General features: G+C 48.6%; 17 protein-coding genes and 1 tRNA gene. 12 read left to right on the top strand and 6 right to left on the bottom strand.

Annotated features, from left to right (window positions below):
- Positions 1–197: 197 nt before the first annotated feature.
- From IY568_RS10955 to IY568_RS10925, 7 genes are all read left to right on the top strand, one after another.
- Positions 198–1,082: an NTP transferase domain-containing protein gene (locus IY568_RS10955; RefSeq protein WP_138538737.1), complete on the top strand. Its 885-nt coding sequence runs from the start codon at positions 198–200 to the stop codon at positions 1,080–1,082.
- Positions 1,083–1,125: 43 nt separating this feature from the next.
- Entirely contained in the window at positions 1,126–2,199 is a 1,074-nt protein-coding gene (locus tag IY568_RS10950) for a phosphotransferase enzyme family protein (protein WP_125560912.1), read from the top strand.
- 154 nt (positions 2,200–2,353) lie between these two features.
- Positions 2,354–3,730: a Gfo/Idh/MocA family protein gene (locus tag IY568_RS10945; protein ID WP_125560728.1), complete on the top strand. Its 1,377-nt coding sequence runs from the start codon at positions 2,354–2,356 to the stop codon at positions 3,728–3,730.
- 98 nt (positions 3,731–3,828) lie between these two features.
- Entirely contained in the window at positions 3,829–4,365 is a 537-nt protein-coding gene (locus IY568_RS10940) for a nuclear transport factor 2 family protein (protein ID WP_228553280.1), read from the top strand.
- A gap of 30 nt (positions 4,366–4,395) precedes the next feature.
- Positions 4,396–4,650: a hypothetical protein gene (locus IY568_RS10935; RefSeq protein ID WP_125560726.1), complete on the top strand. Its 255-nt coding sequence runs from the start codon at positions 4,396–4,398 to the stop codon at positions 4,648–4,650.
- On the top strand, positions 4,650–5,270 hold the full coding sequence (gene pnuC / locus IY568_RS10930) for a nicotinamide riboside transporter PnuC (RefSeq protein ID WP_138538769.1): 621 nt from the start codon (positions 4,650–4,652) through the stop codon (positions 5,268–5,270). Before IY568_RS10935 ends, pnuC begins: the two co-directional genes overlap by 1 nt.
- Positions 5,257–6,045, top strand: a complete 789-nt coding sequence (locus IY568_RS10925; RefSeq protein ID WP_194867555.1) for a phosphotransferase — start codon at positions 5,257–5,259, stop codon at positions 6,043–6,045. The genes pnuC and IY568_RS10925 overlap by 14 nt, the downstream gene beginning before the upstream one ends.
- A gap of 97 nt (positions 6,046–6,142) precedes the next feature.
- On the opposite strand, the gene IY568_RS10920 is transcribed toward IY568_RS10925, so the two are convergent.
- Complete coding sequence (locus IY568_RS10920) at positions 6,143–6,325, bottom strand: helix-turn-helix domain-containing protein (RefSeq protein WP_010384046.1); 183 nt, start codon at positions 6,323–6,325, stop codon at positions 6,143–6,145.
- Positions 6,326–6,546: 221 nt separating this feature from the next.
- Here IY568_RS10920 and IY568_RS10915 point away from each other — a divergent pair.
- Positions 6,547–6,621 (top strand) — tRNA-Arg (locus tag IY568_RS10915).
- A 35-nt stretch (positions 6,622–6,656) separates the two neighbouring features.
- On the opposite strand, the gene IY568_RS10910 is transcribed toward IY568_RS10915, so the two are convergent.
- Positions 6,657–7,616, bottom strand: coding sequence for a zinc transporter ZntB (locus tag IY568_RS10910; protein WP_125560722.1), 960 nt, complete (start codon positions 7,614–7,616; stop codon positions 6,657–6,659).
- A 65-nt stretch (positions 7,617–7,681) separates the two neighbouring features.
- Positions 7,682–8,422 (bottom strand): thioesterase II family protein, encoded by a 741-nt coding sequence (locus IY568_RS10905; RefSeq protein ID WP_138538741.1) that lies wholly within the window; start codon positions 8,420–8,422, stop codon positions 7,682–7,684.
- Positions 8,423–8,716: 294 nt separating this feature from the next.
- On the opposite strand from IY568_RS10905, the gene prfC reads away from it, so the two are divergent.
- The 4 genes from prfC (at position 8,717) to IY568_RS10885 (ending at position 13,755) form a co-directional block, all read left to right on the top strand.
- Complete coding sequence (gene prfC, locus IY568_RS10900) at positions 8,717–10,306, top strand: peptide chain release factor 3 (protein WP_058796282.1); 1,590 nt, start codon at positions 8,717–8,719, stop codon at positions 10,304–10,306.
- 198 nt (positions 10,307–10,504) lie between these two features.
- Positions 10,505–12,247 carry an arginine--tRNA ligase gene (gene argS / locus IY568_RS10895; protein ID WP_125560718.1) on the top strand — a complete coding sequence of 581 codons (1,743 nt, stop codon included), beginning with the start codon at positions 10,505–10,507 and terminating at the stop codon, positions 12,245–12,247.
- Between the two features lie 93 nt (positions 12,248–12,340).
- A complete protein-coding gene (pdxH, locus tag IY568_RS10890) occupies positions 12,341–12,979 on the top strand; it encodes a pyridoxamine 5'-phosphate oxidase (RefSeq protein WP_125560716.1) in 639 nt (212 codons plus the stop codon).
- Between the two features lie 11 nt (positions 12,980–12,990).
- Complete coding sequence (locus IY568_RS10885) at positions 12,991–13,755, top strand: TatD family hydrolase (RefSeq protein WP_194867554.1); 765 nt, start codon at positions 12,991–12,993, stop codon at positions 13,753–13,755.
- Between the two features lie 135 nt (positions 13,756–13,890).
- Here IY568_RS10885 and IY568_RS10880 read toward each other — a convergent pair whose 3' ends face one another.
- The 3 genes from IY568_RS10880 to IY568_RS10870 are packed head-to-tail and all read right to left on the bottom strand — an operon-like array spanning position 13,891 to position 16,438.
- Positions 13,891–14,136 carry an acyl carrier protein gene (locus IY568_RS10880; protein ID WP_125560712.1) on the bottom strand — a complete coding sequence of 82 codons (246 nt, stop codon included), beginning with the start codon at positions 14,134–14,136 and terminating at the stop codon, positions 13,891–13,893.
- 47 nt (positions 14,137–14,183) lie between these two features.
- Positions 14,184–15,956 carry a fatty acyl-AMP ligase gene (locus IY568_RS10875; RefSeq protein WP_194867553.1) on the bottom strand — a complete coding sequence of 591 codons (1,773 nt, stop codon included), beginning with the start codon at positions 15,954–15,956 and terminating at the stop codon, positions 14,184–14,186.
- Complete coding sequence (locus IY568_RS10870) at positions 15,953–16,438, bottom strand: 3-hydroxyacyl-ACP dehydratase FabZ family protein (protein WP_194867552.1); 486 nt, start codon at positions 16,436–16,438, stop codon at positions 15,953–15,955. The genes IY568_RS10875 and IY568_RS10870 overlap by 4 nt, the downstream gene beginning before the upstream one ends.
- Positions 16,439–16,465: the final 27 nt, after the last annotated feature.

The following is a 16,465-nucleotide window of genomic DNA, read 5'->3' as shown; positions in this document are numbered from 1 at the left end:
TGATGCGAATAGAGCTTCAGCTTTATTCGCAAAAAAATTAAATTTATTCACTTATATCAATTTCTTATTGTCCACTCTTTTGGCTGAAATCAGCACAGTCATCAAGTACCTGTTATCTCACTTTTTACAACGGCTTTTAATTTATGTCGAAGCTATGTACACTAGCCGTTTAATTTTTGAGTGGCTGGACATTATCTATGTACCAAAGGAGAAGCCCGACTTTGGTTGTCCTGGCAGCAGGCTTGGGTACCCGGTTTGGTGGTAACAAGCAGATAGCGATACTGCCGGACTTCAACTGTACCATTATGGAGCTGAGCATTCAGGACGCATATGCAGCCGGTGTGCGTCATGTTGTGCTGGTGATTAACCATCAGGTTCGCCCTTTGATAGAGCAACAGATCTTGCCGCGGTTACCTGACGGATTACAAGTCGACTTAATTGAGCAAGCCGTCGATAACGTGCCCCCGCGTTTTGCCGGGAATGCGTTATTGCGAGAAAAACCGTGGGGAACCGGGCATGCGTTATTGTGTGCAAAGTCCGCGATACCAGGTGATGCGATTGTGATTACTGCGGATGACTATTACGGCCCAGATGCTTATAAGCAGCTTGTAGGTCATTTCGCTGAGCCGGCGCAAGAAGATATGGCTATTGTTGGCTATCCGCTTGGGCATACTTTGTCACAACAAGGTGGCGTAAATCGCGGAATATGCCAAACTCATAAAGGCAGGCTGCTCGAAGTCGTTGAATATCTGGATATTCAACATAATAATGAGGTGTTATCCGGGGTAGCACCAGATGGCAAGCGTGCTGCTTTACCAGAAACCGCGTTGGCCTCAATGACGTGTTGGGGCATTACACAGACGCTCTTAACGCAACTAGAGATTGGCTTTTCCCTGTTTCTAGAAAATTATGACAGCGATGTCAAAAGCGAGTATTATTTGCCTGATTGTATTCAAAGTTGTATTCAACAAGGTCTGCTTCAGGTCAGGGTGCATAGTGCATCTGATCGCTGGTTTGGTATCACCTACAAAGAAGAATTAAAGAGTGTCTCAGGATTATTATATGAATTACGTCACGGATGAACCTATCACCTGCCATCGTATTGAGAGCGGCAATGAGGTAACAATGAAAAATCGTGCAATTGCAGAGGTCTTATCGCAGCAATTTGGCTTGCAGGGAGAATCTGTTACGTTACGTCCGATCGGTAATGGACATATTAATACAACGATGTTGCTGAAAAATAAGCAGCGTGCTTTGGTTGTGCAAAAACTCAATACCTGTGTTTTTCCAGAGCCTGAGCAATTAGTCACCAATGCCAGAAAAATCGAGCAGCACTTAGCAAGCAAAGCCAATGACGGTGGCTATGAACTCGCCATTATTCGCCATGTACCGACCATAGAGGGAGAGTATCTCGTTCATGTTGAAGATGAAGTGTGGCGTGCATTGGAATTCATTGGTGGCAGTTATAGTGAAGACGTGGTCGACAGTGAAGCAAAAGCAAAAATTGCGGCCAATGCATTTGGTCAGTTTGCTGCGGCACTGGATGATTTCGATGCGACTCAGCTGCACCATGTGATCCCGAATTTCCACAACCTTGCTATGCGTATTGAGAAGTTTGAAGAAACACTCGAACAGGATCCTCTGGGTCGCGCAGCCTCGTGCCAGGAAGAAATTGCATTTTGTCGGGCACAATTTTCACTTGCTCAGGAAGTGGCTGAAGCTGAAGCACAATTACCGTTGAGAGCCTGCCATAATGATACCAAGATCAATAATATGTTGTTTTGCTCGGAGTCAAATGAAGCACGTGCTGTGATAGATCTGGATACGTGTATGCCTGGCTACTGGTTGTATGACTTCGGTGACATGGTCAGAACGTTCTGCTCTCCTGAGGCGGAAGATTCCACTAACCTGGCAAATGTACGTGTACGTGAAGAAATCTTTGCGGCGTTGGTGAAAGGATATAAGGGACCGCTGTCGGACAGTCTAACAGGCACCGAAAAGCACAGCTTTATACTTGGCGCGAAAGTTATGCCATTTATGATAGGTTTGCGATTTTTGACCGATTATCTCGATGGTGACAATTACTTTGCCATTAAGCATTCAGAGCATAACTTGCAACGAGCGCAAAACCAGTTTGCGCTCTATCAGGACATTGTTGCAAAAGAAGCTCAACTGAATGCCATTATTGCAGAATTGTAATCGTTTTAGATTCACAAGTTAAAGCGCCTTTTGGCGCTTTTTTTGTATCAGAGAACAAATTTGTACCGATTAAATCTCTGTTTATCGCAACGCTTTTGCAACCCAGGATACAATCCGTTAGCGTGCACAGGAAGTATCTTCGAGGACAATAATAATGACAAATTTAAATCGCCGAGATTTTCTTAAGGCGGCGGGGGTTGCCGCGGCTGCCGGAGTCGTTTCAGGCTGCGCACAAAGTAAAGTCGATCCGGTTCAGGCTACGCCTGAGCGACAGGGAAAATCAGTCATTGGATTGATTGCACCAAAGATGGACCTTGTTCGTGTTGGTTTTATTGGTGTGGGTCAACGTGGCTATGGCCATGTGAAGCGTATGAGCCATATTGAAGGCGCTGAAATCGTTGCCTTATGTGATACGCATGAAGAAGTTTTGCTGCGTTCAGCGAATTATCTGACAGAGCGGGGGGAGAAGGCCCCAGCCCTGTATCAGGGGTCAGAGTTTGCTTATCGGGAAATGCTTGCCCGGGATGATATTGACATCGTTATTATTTCGACACCTTGGCGTTGGCATGCGCCGATGGCAGTCGACACCATGGAGAGCGGCAAACACGCCTTTGTTGAAGTGCCACTGGCCCTGACGGTGGAAGAAATGTGGCAATTGGTTGATACCGCAGAACGGACTCAGAAAAACTGTATGATGATGGAAAACGTCAACTACGGTCGTGATGAGTTGATGGTATTGAACATGGTACGACAGGGCCTGTTTGGGGAACTGTTACACGGTGAAGCTGCGTATATTCATGAGCTGCGCTGGCAGATGAAAGAGCTGGAGCATAAAACCGGCTCCTGGCGCACAGAGTGGCATACTAAGCGTAATGGCAACCTCTATCCCACCCACGGCTTAGGGCCGGTATCTCAGTATATGAATATTAACCGGGGTGATCGATTTGATTTTCTGACTTCCATGAGTTCACCGGCACTGGGCCGGGCTGCCTATGCTCAGCGCGAATTTGCATCGGATCATCAGCGTAATCAATGGCGATATGTTGCCGGTGACATGAATACGACTTTGGTAAAAACGGTCAAAGGGCGTTCTATTATGATCCAGCACGATACCACAACGCCGCGCCCCTACTCCCGACATAATTTGATCCAGGGCACCAACGGGGTGTTTGCCGGGTTCCCGAATCGCATTGCGCTAGAACATGGCGGCACAGGGTCTTTTCATAACTGGGATGAAGATATGAGTACCTGGTATGCCAAATATGATCATCCTCTGTGGCTGAAAATGGGTGCAGAAGCCGAGCGCAATGGGGGTCATGGAGGCATGGACTTTTTGATGTTCTGGCGGATGATTTACTGTCTGAGAAATGGCGAACCGTTAGATCAGGATGTCTATGATGGTGCTGCCTGGTCGGTGATTTCGCCTTTGTCAGCATTGTCTGTGGCAAACCGCAGTGAGTCTGTAACCATTCCTGATTTTACCCGTGGTGCCTGGCAAAGTGCGAAGCCATTAGGCATAGTTGGCGCTTAGTTGTGTGCCGGCACAGATCATCCTATTCGGGTATGATATAATCACCGGGCTCTTACTCGAGGGCTACTTTAGACTGATATTCATACCCGGAGGTAGATTTGCGCGGCATATTCACCACACAGCTCACTCTATGTCTTGTGTTGCTGGTAACCTTCCTGATTGCTGGCTGTGGCCTGACAGATAATACCCGAGCGTCAGCGCGCGAATCGAGTGCGCTCAGACAAGTACTCAATGACTACATAGCGACCTATCAGGCACGTCAGGATTTTGCTTTATTTTTGTCCTTTTATGCCGACGATGTTCAGCTGGAAGACATGATTTATGGCTTTGCTGTCAAGGATAAACGGGCATTGGCCGAGTTTTTTAATTGGTCTGCCGGGAATGTCAAAATTCTGGATGGGAAACAGACATATACCCTCAGCGAGGTGATCTTAGACGAGCAGCAACGTCGTGCCGTTATTCGTGGCACCTATGTGCGCTTTGAGTATGAAGGTCGGGAAATGGGCCCCTGGCGATTCACGACCGTATTACATTTTAACCCGGACAATAAGATCGCCTATCAGCAGGATTGGATCAATTACAGGCCTCGCTCGTTAACGGACGGTGGCAGCACTTTAAATTATCCTGCAAACTAACTCCTTTATAATTCTGACGAGGACACTGTGATGCAACTCTCTGTCGAGATCAGCAAATATCCATTGCATGCTGACTATATCCCTTTTATCAAAGACTTTATCGAGCGCCTGAATCAGCACCCGGAGCTGAAAGTACTCACTAATACTATGTCTACTCAGGTGTTTGGTGACTATGATGTGCTGATGGATACTCTATCTGCAGAAATGAAGCGCTCGTTTGAGCAGTTTGGCAAAATCGTGTTTGTCTGTAAATTCATCAGTGGCGACCTGTCGCCCCAATCATGATGCAGTGGCTAGCTGAAACCTTGGCTGGGTTCACTGCCATGTCAGTGTGGGAGTATCTGGCCGTGATCTTATCAGCCGCTTACCTGTTGCTGGCGATAAGGGAAAACTCATGGTGCTGGCCTGCAGCGTTTGTCAGTACTTTTATCTATACCGTGATGTACTGGAATGGTGCGTTGCTGATGGAGTCCTTGCTGAACTTTTACTATATGTTCATGGCGGTAGTCGGCTGGTGGATGTGGCGCAGTGGCAGACAGGATAAGTCCCTGGAAATCGTTTCCTGGTCCTTGTCTCGACATAGCGTTATTATTTTGGGCACATTACTTGTGGCGTTGGGCATTGGTTATGTGATGGATAAGTATACTCATGCTGAGCTGGCTTATCTGGATAGCCTGACGACCTGCTTTGCTGTGGTAACCACTTATCTGGTTGCCCGTAAAGTGTTGGAAAACTGGCTGTATTGGGTAGTGATCGATGCGGCGTCTATGTATCTTTACTATCTCAAAGGCTATTACCCCACCCTGGTGCTGTTTGGTTTTTACACCATAGTGGTCTGTTGGGGGTATGTGCGTTGGTACGAAGTACATCAACAAAAAGAGGGCAAACCGCTTGCCGCGCTTTGATGCTGAGCTGAGTGCACTGATCAGGCAAGCTTTCCCCGCTCTTAGCATCAGTGCACTGCGTCCACTCAACAAAGGGTTAAGTAATAAAAATTACTATCTTGAGCAGGCGAAACAAGGTTATTTGCTTAAGCATTACTCAGGCACAATGCCTGTCCAGGCGCTGGAAGCGCAGGGACAGCTGGCTCTCCTTGGCGTGGCACAGCCTTTGGCAGGTTACCATGTTCAGACCCGGCTGGCGTTGTTTGAATTTTTACCACAACAAGATGAGCCGCTCTGCCTGAGCGATAGCTTGTTAGCAAACCTGCACACGTTACATGGTTTTGTGCGACCCCAGAGCGGGCAACTTGACCTGAGTGCGGCGCTCTGTGAGGCCGCTCTGGTGCTTGAAGGGAAGTTTGATGTGTCTGCTTTAGGTCGAAGGCGGGCGCAGTTTGAGCCTGATATCTGCTTTTGCCACAATGATTTGGTCAAAGACAATATGCTGGTAACAGCACAGGGACCCGTGTTTATCGATTTTGAATACGCGCAATACAACGACCGATATTTTGATTTGGCGGCCTTATGTGTCTCTTTTTCGCTGTCTGTACGTGAAGGTAATCAGATGCTGAAGCGCTATTTCAGTCTGGCAGAGATCCCGTTGCCAAAGTATGCAGAGGATAAGCTACATTGCTATGTGGAAATTTACCTGCTGCTCTGTCTTGCCTGGTATCAGCGACGCGGGCTGGTCTCGTATGTTGACCCCTTACTGCTCCTGTTGAAGGCGTGGTGTCGTTAGTCGCTTCGCACAGACCATTTGGCCCGAGTATCAGTCGGGCGTTTTATTAGTCTGGTCACGAAGCAATATTGGGAAGGCGGCGTCGCTTCTGTTGCGCTTAAATCCCGCCTAGTCGTTTTGCCAGTTCTTTGTATTTTTCTACGTCATCTTTGTCAAAAATGGGTTCGCCCTGCTCATCCTGTTGTTTGGCAACTAACAGGTTTTCGCGTGCCAGTCGCCTGACGCGCTCCACTTTAACATCTAAAAATTCAGCAACTTGTTCAGTGGTCATTGGAGTCATAATACGGTCCTCTCAGGATGATGTCGTGTTAATACAGGAGACCAATTTTCCGTGTATTAACAGGTCGTCATTATTGTTATTGTTCTAAGCATAGTTAAATATCGTGAATTTCGCTCTGTGTGAAGTCTTTTTTCGAGTTTTAGACCATAAATTAAGCATATAGACAACAATGACTAGTATTTGCGGCTGGATATGATTATTATTGGCACCACTAAGATGTTGCTCTCGTGGTGAAATGGATATCACGTGGCCCTCCGGAGGCCAAGTTCTAGGTTCGATCCCTAGCGAGAGCGCCATTTTACGTCACATCTATGCTTCTAAATTCCGCATTTTATATCCATTTCCGACGTTTAAACAAAACGCCTACAGCAATGGTTAATATCACCAATGCAAGTATGAAAATTGTGAATGCCCAGGGATTCTCTGTGCCTGGAATGCCTCCTATGTTGACCCCCAATAGACCGGTTAAAAAGCCCAACGGTAAAAACAGGGCAGCGACCACAGACATTATGTACATGCGCTGATTCAGCTGCTCATTAAGCTGATTGGTAATGCTTTGTTGCAGGACCTGTGCCCGTTCAATGCTGGCTTCGAGCTCTTCAATATAGCGGCTGAGGGTGTTATTTGCCTCGCCGAGTAAGCGGCGCTGCTCAAGACTCAGAAAGTTCACCTTAGTATCAATCAAATCATAGATAGCTTGACGCTGCGGTTTGATATAGCGCTTTAAGGCGATAACCTGACGCCGTAGCAAGGTAATTTGATGGTAGTCAGGCTGGCATTCCTCTTTGTCTAGTTGCTCTTCAAACTCATCCAGCTGTTCTTCGACCTGCCATAATGTGTCCTGCATACGGTGTGTCAGGCGATCAATCAGGGCGCAGATCAGGTCGCTGATTGACTGAGCCCCCTGACCGTCCAGTAATGCGCTGTGTAGCTCTTCGATAGAAATCAACACGCGCTTACGACAAGTGATCAGCACGTTTTTATTTATAAAGCAGCGCACTGAGACCATATCTTCCGGGTTTTGCCTGGGGTTAAGGTTGACGCCGCGTAAAAACAACAGCAACCCATGACTTGCACGGGTCACACGAGGTCGGGTTTCCTCTGCAAGCAAAGCTTGCCACTCCCATTCCTGCAGAAAATCCAGCTGGCTCAAGAAATGTTGAACTGCGTCGTTTGTGTAGTCAAAGTGCAGCCAAAGCGGCACCTCGTCTTTGAGTGCCTGCGTTAAATCTGATATCGGGGTTGCGCCACCCTGGCCGTCCAGCATGAGCGCATGAAGTAAGCCTTCCATTTTATTACCTGTATACACATGAATGTGTTTATCTTTGGCCAACTTACCCACTTAGGCAAATCAAATTACAGTATTTTGTGTAGTACCTGATTGACCTGACTGATCACTTCATCACTGCATTGATTGATGAAGAAGTGGCCACCATTAAAGTAATGAATGTCAATTTTGTGTTCACTCAAATCCTGCCAACCGTGCAGCTGCTCGGCACTGATTTCGATGTCATCATAGCCATGAAACACAGTGATAGGGCAGGGCAGGTTGACAGGTTGGGCCTGATAACACTCGGCAATTTGAAAATCAGCTCTCAATAAGGGGAGCAGTAACTCCATCAGCTCTTTGTGTTCCAGCAGCTCTTTGGGTGTGCCATTAAGTTTATAAAGCTCTTCAACAAACTCATCATGGGGCAAGTTGTAAATGCGCTTCTTGTCTGTGCTGGTGTGTGGGGCGCGGCTGCCCGATGCGATTAGGTGGCGTGGTAACGGCGCGTTTTGTTGAACCAGATGTTTCGTGACTTCAAAAATCACTCGGCTACCCAAACTGTGCCCCATGAGTACATAGGGCTTTTCGGTCAAAAAGGCCTGATATGCCAATAGCTCATCCACTTTTTGTTGCATGGTCACATGAGCAGACTCTCCCATGCGTGCACCACGACCCGGAAATTGCAATAGCACCAGTTCTACATCGGGGTGAAGCGCACTGTTCCATGGCATATATATGGCGGGTGAGCCGCCAGCATAAGGAAAACAAAACAGTCTGAGTTTGGCATTGGGGTTTGGTTTCGGTATTACAAAAAGCTTGCTGTTCATGTTGTTATATCTTTTATCTGAAATTAGGAACTATCCTATCAGACGACCTCCAAGCAAGTCATTTTATTCAAGAAATATTCATATCCCATTTTTGGCATCGAGTGAAGCATGGGGAATTTGACCCGATATTGAACGAAATCATGACGTAACTGACCTTCACTGATTGTTAAAAGCGCCAAGATCGGCGAAAATAGTGCATGATTAAAAATGAACCCGCCGGATGACCCTGCAAAGTGTCATGCGCACACTTTGCGTAGCATGTGTGGATCCGCGTATAACCTAAAGAATTGACTAATGGCAGATCAGACTTTCCTCAATGAAATAAACAAGCGACGTACCTTCGCTATCATCTCGCACCCGGATGCGGGTAAGACCACCATCACAGAAAAAGTACTCTTGTTCGGTAAGGCCCTACAACAGGCTGGTACAGTAAAAGGCCGTGGTTCTAACCAGCACGCAAAATCAGACTGGATGGACATGGAAAAAGAGCGTGGTATCTCAGTAACCACGTCTGTGATGCAGTTCCCGTTCAACGACAGCCTGGTTAATCTGCTGGATACCCCGGGACACGAGGACTTCTCGGAAGATACTTATCGTACGCTCACTGCCGTGGATTCCTGTCTGATGGTCATCGACGCGGCCAAAGGTGTTGAGGATCGAACCCGTAAGCTAATGGAAGTCACCCGTTTACGCGATACGCCTATCGTGACCTTCATGAACAAGCTGGACCGTGATATCCGCGATCCGATGGAGCTGCTGGACGAAGTTGAGACTGAACTGAACATCATGTGCGCGCCAGTTACCTGGCCGATTGGCTGTGGTAAAGAGTTCAAAGGGGTGTACCACATTCACCGTGATGAGACCATTTTGTATCAAACGGGTCAGGGCCATACCATTCAGGAAGTGCGCACCATTAAGGGGTTAGATAACGCCGACTTGGATGCCGCCATCGGTGAAAGCCTGGCAGAGCAGCTGCGTGAAGAGTTGGAACTGGTCATTGGTGCCTCGCACGAATTCGATAAAGAGCTATTCCTCAGTGGCGAACTGACGCCGGTGTATTTTGGTACCGCCCTTGGTAACTTTGGTGTGGATCACATGCTCGATGGCCTGACTGAGTGGGCGCCGTCACCGCTGCCGCGTCAAACAGATGAGCGCGAAGTGTGTGCAGATGATGATAAATTCACCGGATTCGTATTTAAAATTCAGGCTAACATGGACCCGAAACACCGTGACCGTATCGCCTTTATGCGTATTGTGTCAGGTAAATACACTCAGGGCATGAAGATGAATCATGTTCGCCTTGGTAAGCAAGTGAGCATCTCTGACGCCGTGACCTTTATGGCAGGTGATCGTGAACGCGCACAGGAAGCCTTTGCCGGTGACATCATCGGTTTGCATAACCACGGTACAATCCAGATTGGTGATACTTTCACTCAAGGTGAAAAACTCAAGTTCAGTGGTATTCCGAACTTTGCCCCTGAGCTGTTCCGCCGTATCCGCCTTAAAGATCCACTCAAGCAAAAACAGCTGCTCAAAGGTCTGGTACAGTTATCAGAAGAAGGTGCCGTACAGGTGTTCCGCCCGCTGATCAACAACGATCTAATCGTAGGCGCGGTCGGTGTGCTGCAGTTTGACGTGGTAGTGGCACGACTGAAGTCTGAGTACAACGTGGATGCGATCTACGAAAGCGTTAACGTTCAGACGGCGCGTTGGGTTAATTGTGAAGACGAGAAAAAACTGGCCGAATTCCGCCGTAAGTGTGAGCAGAACCTGGCACTCGATGGAGGCGATAACCTGACGTATATCGCGCCAAGCCGGGTGAATCTAAACCTGTCGATGGAACGTTATCCGGACGTTCAGTTCCATCAGACGCGCGAACACTAAGTTAACGTGGGCCATCCGGCTTGCCTGATGGTCCCAAAAGTCATGCTTCGGGTTGATTTGGCTCTGGCGCGTCCTATAAGCTAGTGTATTCGATCCGATTGTTCGCTGACTGTTTAAAGCTGCGTTTTATTCCGGCGCCCCAAGGCGCCGATGATGTTTGCTCAGTGCCCAGGCTGGCACTGACCCAAAGGAAACACAATGAACATTAAAAGTATTCTAATTGAAAAAGCTCTGTCTGCGATGGCCGCGGCGGGGATCCCTGAAGGCACCAATCCGGCGGTAACGCAAAGCACCCGTGCGCAGTTTGGTGACTATCAAATTAATGGCGCAATGGGCGCTGCGAAAGCACTAAAAACTAACCCGCGAGAGCTGGCTCAGAAGATCATTGATAATTTGGATGTCAGCGATGTGGCTGCAAAAACTGAAATTGCCGGCCCGGGCTTTATCAATATTCACCTTAAGCCGGAGTTTCTGGCTGCGAGCCTGGAAGCGGCCAATCAGGATGCCAAGCTAGGCGTGGCTGAGCATGCTCAGGCGCAAAACGTGGTCGTCGATTTCTCGTCGCCTAACCTGGCTAAAGAAATGCACGTGGGTCATCTGCGTTCTACCATCATTGGTGATGCCGTGGTACGTGCGCTTGAGTTCCGTGGTGACAAAGTCACGCGTCAGAACCACGTGGGCGACTGGGGCACGCAGTTTGGTATGCTGATCGCACACCTGGAAGATATGCTGGCGCAAGGCATTGACCTGGAAAACGTGGCACTGGCGGATTTGGAAACTTTCTACCGCGATGCTAAGAAGCGCTTCGACGATGAAGAAGGGTTCTCGGATAAAGCCCGTGATTACGTGGTTAAATTACAAGGTGGTGATGCACATTGCCAGAAACTGTGGCAGTTGTTTATCGACACGTCCGTGAAGCACTCTGAAGAAGTGTATAAAAAGCTGAATGTGACGCTCACGCGCGATGACATTATGGCTGAAAGTGCCTACAACGATCGTCTGGCCGGGATCATCGCGCTGTTAAAAGAGAAAAACATTGCGGTTGAAGATCAGGGCGCACAGGTGGTGTTCCTGGATGAGCTGGCAAACAAAGATGGTGAACCGTCGGTGTTTATCGTGCAAAAATCAGGTGGTGGGTTCTTGTATGCCACGACCGATCTGGCAGCGTGTGATTATCGCTCCAACGAGCTGGGCGCTGAGCGCATCCTGATCTTTGTGGATGCCCGCCAGAGCCTGCACTTTAACCAGGTTGAGCTGACTGCACGCAAAGCGGGCCTGCTGCGCGACGAAACCAGCTATGAGTTCTGTCCGTTTGGGACTATGATGGGCAGCGACGGTAAGCCGTTCAAGACCCGTACAGGCGGTACAGTCAAGCTGGCTGAACTGTTGGATGAAGCGGTTAGCCGTGCCAGCGAAAAACTAGCCGACCGTGCGTCTGAGCTGAGTGCAGAAGCACGCGCTGAAATCGCCCGCAAAGTGGGTATTGGCGCGGTGAAATATGCCGATCTGTCGAAGCACCGTACCAGTGATTACATCTTCAACTGGGATACTATGCTGAGCTTCGAAGGCGCAACCGCACCTTACTTACAGTATGCGTATACCCGTGTGCGCAGTATTTTCCGCAAAGCCGGAGTAGACAGCGCGGCGCTCAGTGGCAGCATCAACATTGTAGAGCCACAGGAAAAGGCGCTTGCGCTGAAACTCCTGCAGCTTGAAGAAGTATTGGATCTAATGATCGGCGAAGCTACACCACACGTACTATGTGGATATCTGTACGAGCTGGCGAGTCTGTACATGACCTTCTACGAAGCTTGTCCAATCCTTAAAGACGATGTGTCTGCTGAAGTACGTGAAAGCCGTCTGTTGTTGTGTAATCTGGTTGCCAGAACACTTCACACAGGTCTGGAACTGCTGGGCATCGAGGTGATGGAGCAGATGTAAGTCCTGCGTGAGATCATGTAATGCATGCATCACGTTATGTTAGACTGAGGCCGCACTAATGCGGCCTTTTGTGTTATGTAAGGAATGACCACCATGAAACTTGATGATATTCGTCGCGAATATACTAAAGATGGCCTCTCCCGCGAGAAGCTCGATGACAATCCCATAGTGCAGTTTGAACACTGGCTGCAACAAGCCGTGGATGCAAACCTCAGCGACCCGACCGCCATGGTGGTGGCCACGGTGGATGAGCAGGGTCAGCCGTCACAGCGGATTGTGTTGCTTAAACAGGTAGACGACAACGGTTTTGTCTTTTTCACCAACACCGGGTCGCGTAAGGCACAAGAGCTCAAAGGTAATAACAAGATTTCATTGCATTTTCCCTGGCACAATCTGGAGCGTCAGGTGATAGTGTATGGTGAAGCCGAACCGCTACCGACAGCTGCGGTGGCTAAGTACTTCCTCTCCCGTCCAAAAGAAAGCCAGCTTGCTGCCTGGGCTTCAGCCCAGTCGCGTCCGGTCTCCTCTCGTCAGGCCCTGATGCAGACCTTCAACAGCATGAAAAGCAAGTTCGCGAAAGGCGATATTCCGTTGCCGGACTTCTGGGGCGGGTACTGTGTTAAACCTCATCAGATTGAATTCTGGCAAGGGGGAGAGCATCGTTTGCATGACCGCTTTATGTATCGTAAAGATGCCAATGGGCAGTGGCAGGTTGAACGCCTTAACCCTTAGTGCCATATCCCATGCGCTTCATTGATACCCATTGCCATCTCGATTTTGAAGAATTCAGAGACAGTCTGTCACTCCATCTGACAGAGGCGCAGGCACTGGGTGTTGGGCAGTGGGTGGTGCCTGGGGTAACGTTGAAGCAGTGCCGCACTTTGCCTGCTTTCGCCCAGCTGCACCCGGGCGTGCACATCGCTTTTGGCCTTCATCCTTACTTTATGGCACAGCACAGCGCCATGGATATGCCTGACTTAGCGGCGCTTGCCCATTTGCATCGTTCGCAGCTGGTGGCGATTGGTGAGTGTGGTATTGATGCCATGGTCGATGATGTTACTGCGCAGCAGCACTTGTTTCGTGAGCACATAGTGCTGGCCAATGACCTCCGTCTGCCGCTGATTGTCCATCATCGCAAAAGTCATCACCTGCTGGCCAAGGCTTTTAAACAGTGCCCCCCTCAAAACGGAGGTGTTATTCATGCCTTCTCTGGCTCATTGCAAGATGCGCAGAGTTATCTGAAGCTCGGGTTTAAACTCGGTGTGGGTGGCACCATCAGTTATCCGCGAGCGGCGAAAACCCGTACAACCCTGGCACAAGTTCCATTGCAAGCATTGGTGTTGGAGACAGATGCACCATCGATGCCGTTAGCGGGTTATCAGGGACAGCCCAATGTGCCAAAACGGGTGGTCGAGGTGTTTGAACAACTCTGTACTATTCGGGATGAATCGCCCGAAAAGATAGCGGAAACTCTATACAATTCGTCGCAATCATTGTTTAGCTGCTGAGCAATGCTCAGTTAAATTGCGCTCTTGTGTTGAGAGCTGTTGGCAGGGGGGAAAGAATGTAGTGACGTCCATTCTTTCCCTATACCACTTTACATCATTAGGTATGCGATATTGTTAAGTGGCAGTGTGCGCAGACTACACTGCGCTTTCGGTTGTTGTCAGTTCTTCACCGAGTGCTGCCAGGGTTTCGAATTCCATCACCCAGTCCAGCTCAACACTTATGTCTAACTGCTCTTCCAGATATTCACAAAACTCAACCACGTCAATGGAGTCTAAGCCCAGTAATGCGATATCGTTTTCAAGATCCTGCTCAGAGAAGTCACTTTTGACGTTCTCTTTACCCCAACTGATGATCAGTGTACGGATTTGTTGTAATGTCATAGTATGTCCTTTAGTTAAGTCAATGACTTGATATATGGTTGTTTCTATTAATATTCAGTCCAGCTCGCAACGAGGTCCAATTGCTGCTCAATAAACTGAGATTTACAGCTTTGGCGGCGTATTTTGCCACTGGAAGTCATTGGAACGGATGAGGGAGATACCAGCGCAATTGCATGGACCGGGATCGCAAATTCTTTGTAGACGGCAATCCGAATTGCTTCAAACACTTCGCTATAGTCGCTTTCTCTGGCATGCAAACGGTTGAGCTCATGGACTAAGACCAGTCGCTCTTTGTCATCTTTATAGAGAGATGTAGCGGCACAGCGACCAGGCTTTAACGCAGCATGGGCAAGTTCACTGCACGCTTCTATATCCTGAGGGTAGATATTTCGCCCATTGAAGATCAGCAGATCTTTTGAGCGGCCTGTGATGTAGATATTGCCCTGGTATAAAAAGCCAAGATCACCGGTGTTGAGGAAGTCTCGCTCATCAGAGGAGTTTGCGAGGCGATTTTTGAACGCTCTGGTCGAGGCGCTTTGATTTGCCCAATATCCCGGTGCATTACACGGACTGGTAAGCCAGATTTCTCCTATGTGCAATTCATCATGTTTTGTCTGGGTATCCGGACAAACAATGGCGATGGAGTTTTCGATGAGTGGTGTGCCGCTGGCGACCAATACGATACTCTCTTCATTTTGCGTTTGAAGTGGCACAATCCGTCCCTGTTCATAGCTACTTCTGTCTGCATGCAACAGAACTGGCTCCGAAGCTTCTATCGCACCACTGATGATCAATGTTGACTCTGCGGTGCCATAGCATGGGTACAGTGCATCGGCTTTGAACCCACAGCGTTTAAACCTCTCTGCAAATTGCTTGAGCGTGCTGGCTCTGACAGGTTCGGCACCATTGAATGCGACCTCCCAACTCGATAAGTCGAGTGTTTCCAGCTCGCTATCAGTGATCTTATCGACGCACAGTTGATAAGCAAAGTTGGGGGCACCAGATACCCGAACTCGATAATCTGAGATGGCTTTAAGCCACCGATAAGGTTTTTGTAAAAATGCATTGGGAGCCATAAAAATAAACGGCTGAGCAATATAAATGGCCTGCATGAAGTTACCGATCAGGCCCATATCATGGAAGAGTGGCAACCAGGACAGGTACACCGAGTTACCATAATTACGGAACCCTTTTTTGAGCAGGAGTTGATTCTCTATCAGATTATCGTGGGTCAACGCCACCCCTTTTGGCGCACCAGTTGAGCCGGACGTATATTGTAAAAAGGCGATGTCGCTACCTTGTGTGACCACCGGAATGAAGTCAGAGCGCTCAGGGTGGGAGGCGAGTGTCTCATAAGACACATATTTACCGAGCGTGCTCTCAAAGTGCGTCGCTTCATGCTTGTGAAGCCTGGGGAGTAGCTTTTCGATGGACACAATGAGCTTGCAGTCTGCATTTTCAACAATGCTTTGCATACGCGTCCACTCACTTTTACGTCGACCGGGGATTGGTAAGGGGATCGAAATCACCCCAGCGTACATACAGCCCAAAAATGCCACCGCGAACTCGTAGGAAGACTGAAAAAGCAGTATGACTCTGTCATCTCTTGCTACCTGTGCACGTAAGCCGCACGCGAATTGCTGGGCCTGATCATGCAACATACGATATGTCATCGGAGTTTGGCGTTGCTCCCCGTCTTGTAAAAAGACCAGTGCCGTATCATCTGCATTTTTGCTAGCTCTTTTAGTTAAAATATCTACGAACGTAGGCAACGCATCGGGTTGATAGGAGGTTGCTGGCATAGTCGTTGAATCAATCATACAGTGTACTCAATATCCGGGTTTGAAGTTAAACATTGGCGTAGTTTGTTGTGGCGCTCTATGAGCAGCTGTTTGGCATTGTCTGTGGGGAAGGACAGTACCTTCATTCTAAGCTCTGCACTTGCACAGAGTTGCTCGTTATTGAATAAACGGACATCGCACAGAGAAAAGCCGCGCTCGCATTTTGTGAGTATCGCTTCACAGCGCAATTTGTCCCCAGGCTGAACAATGCCTATGAACTTACCTTTATTTATCTTTGCCAGAATGGCCATGGCTTCAAAGTTGTTGTTGACCATAGTGAGGTGGCCTGCGGCTTGCGCCATTACCTCGGTCAACAGTACGCCGGGAAAAATAGGGGCGTCTGGAAAGTGTTCTTCAAATAAAGGCGCAGTGCTTGGCACCGCGCTGTACGCAGTTAAGCTGCTGCGATCATCCGAAACAGAGGTTATCTCATCCAGCATCAAGAGTTTTTCTATGTTCATTGACGTTTCCTTGTTAGTGTTCGGGAT

It is taken from the genome of Pseudoalteromonas sp. PPB1 (assembly GCF_015356275.1).
Taxonomy (GTDB): Bacteria; Pseudomonadota; Gammaproteobacteria; order Enterobacterales; family Alteromonadaceae; genus Pseudoalteromonas; species Pseudoalteromonas rubra_D.
This window is presented reverse-complemented; position numbering and strand designations above follow the sequence as displayed.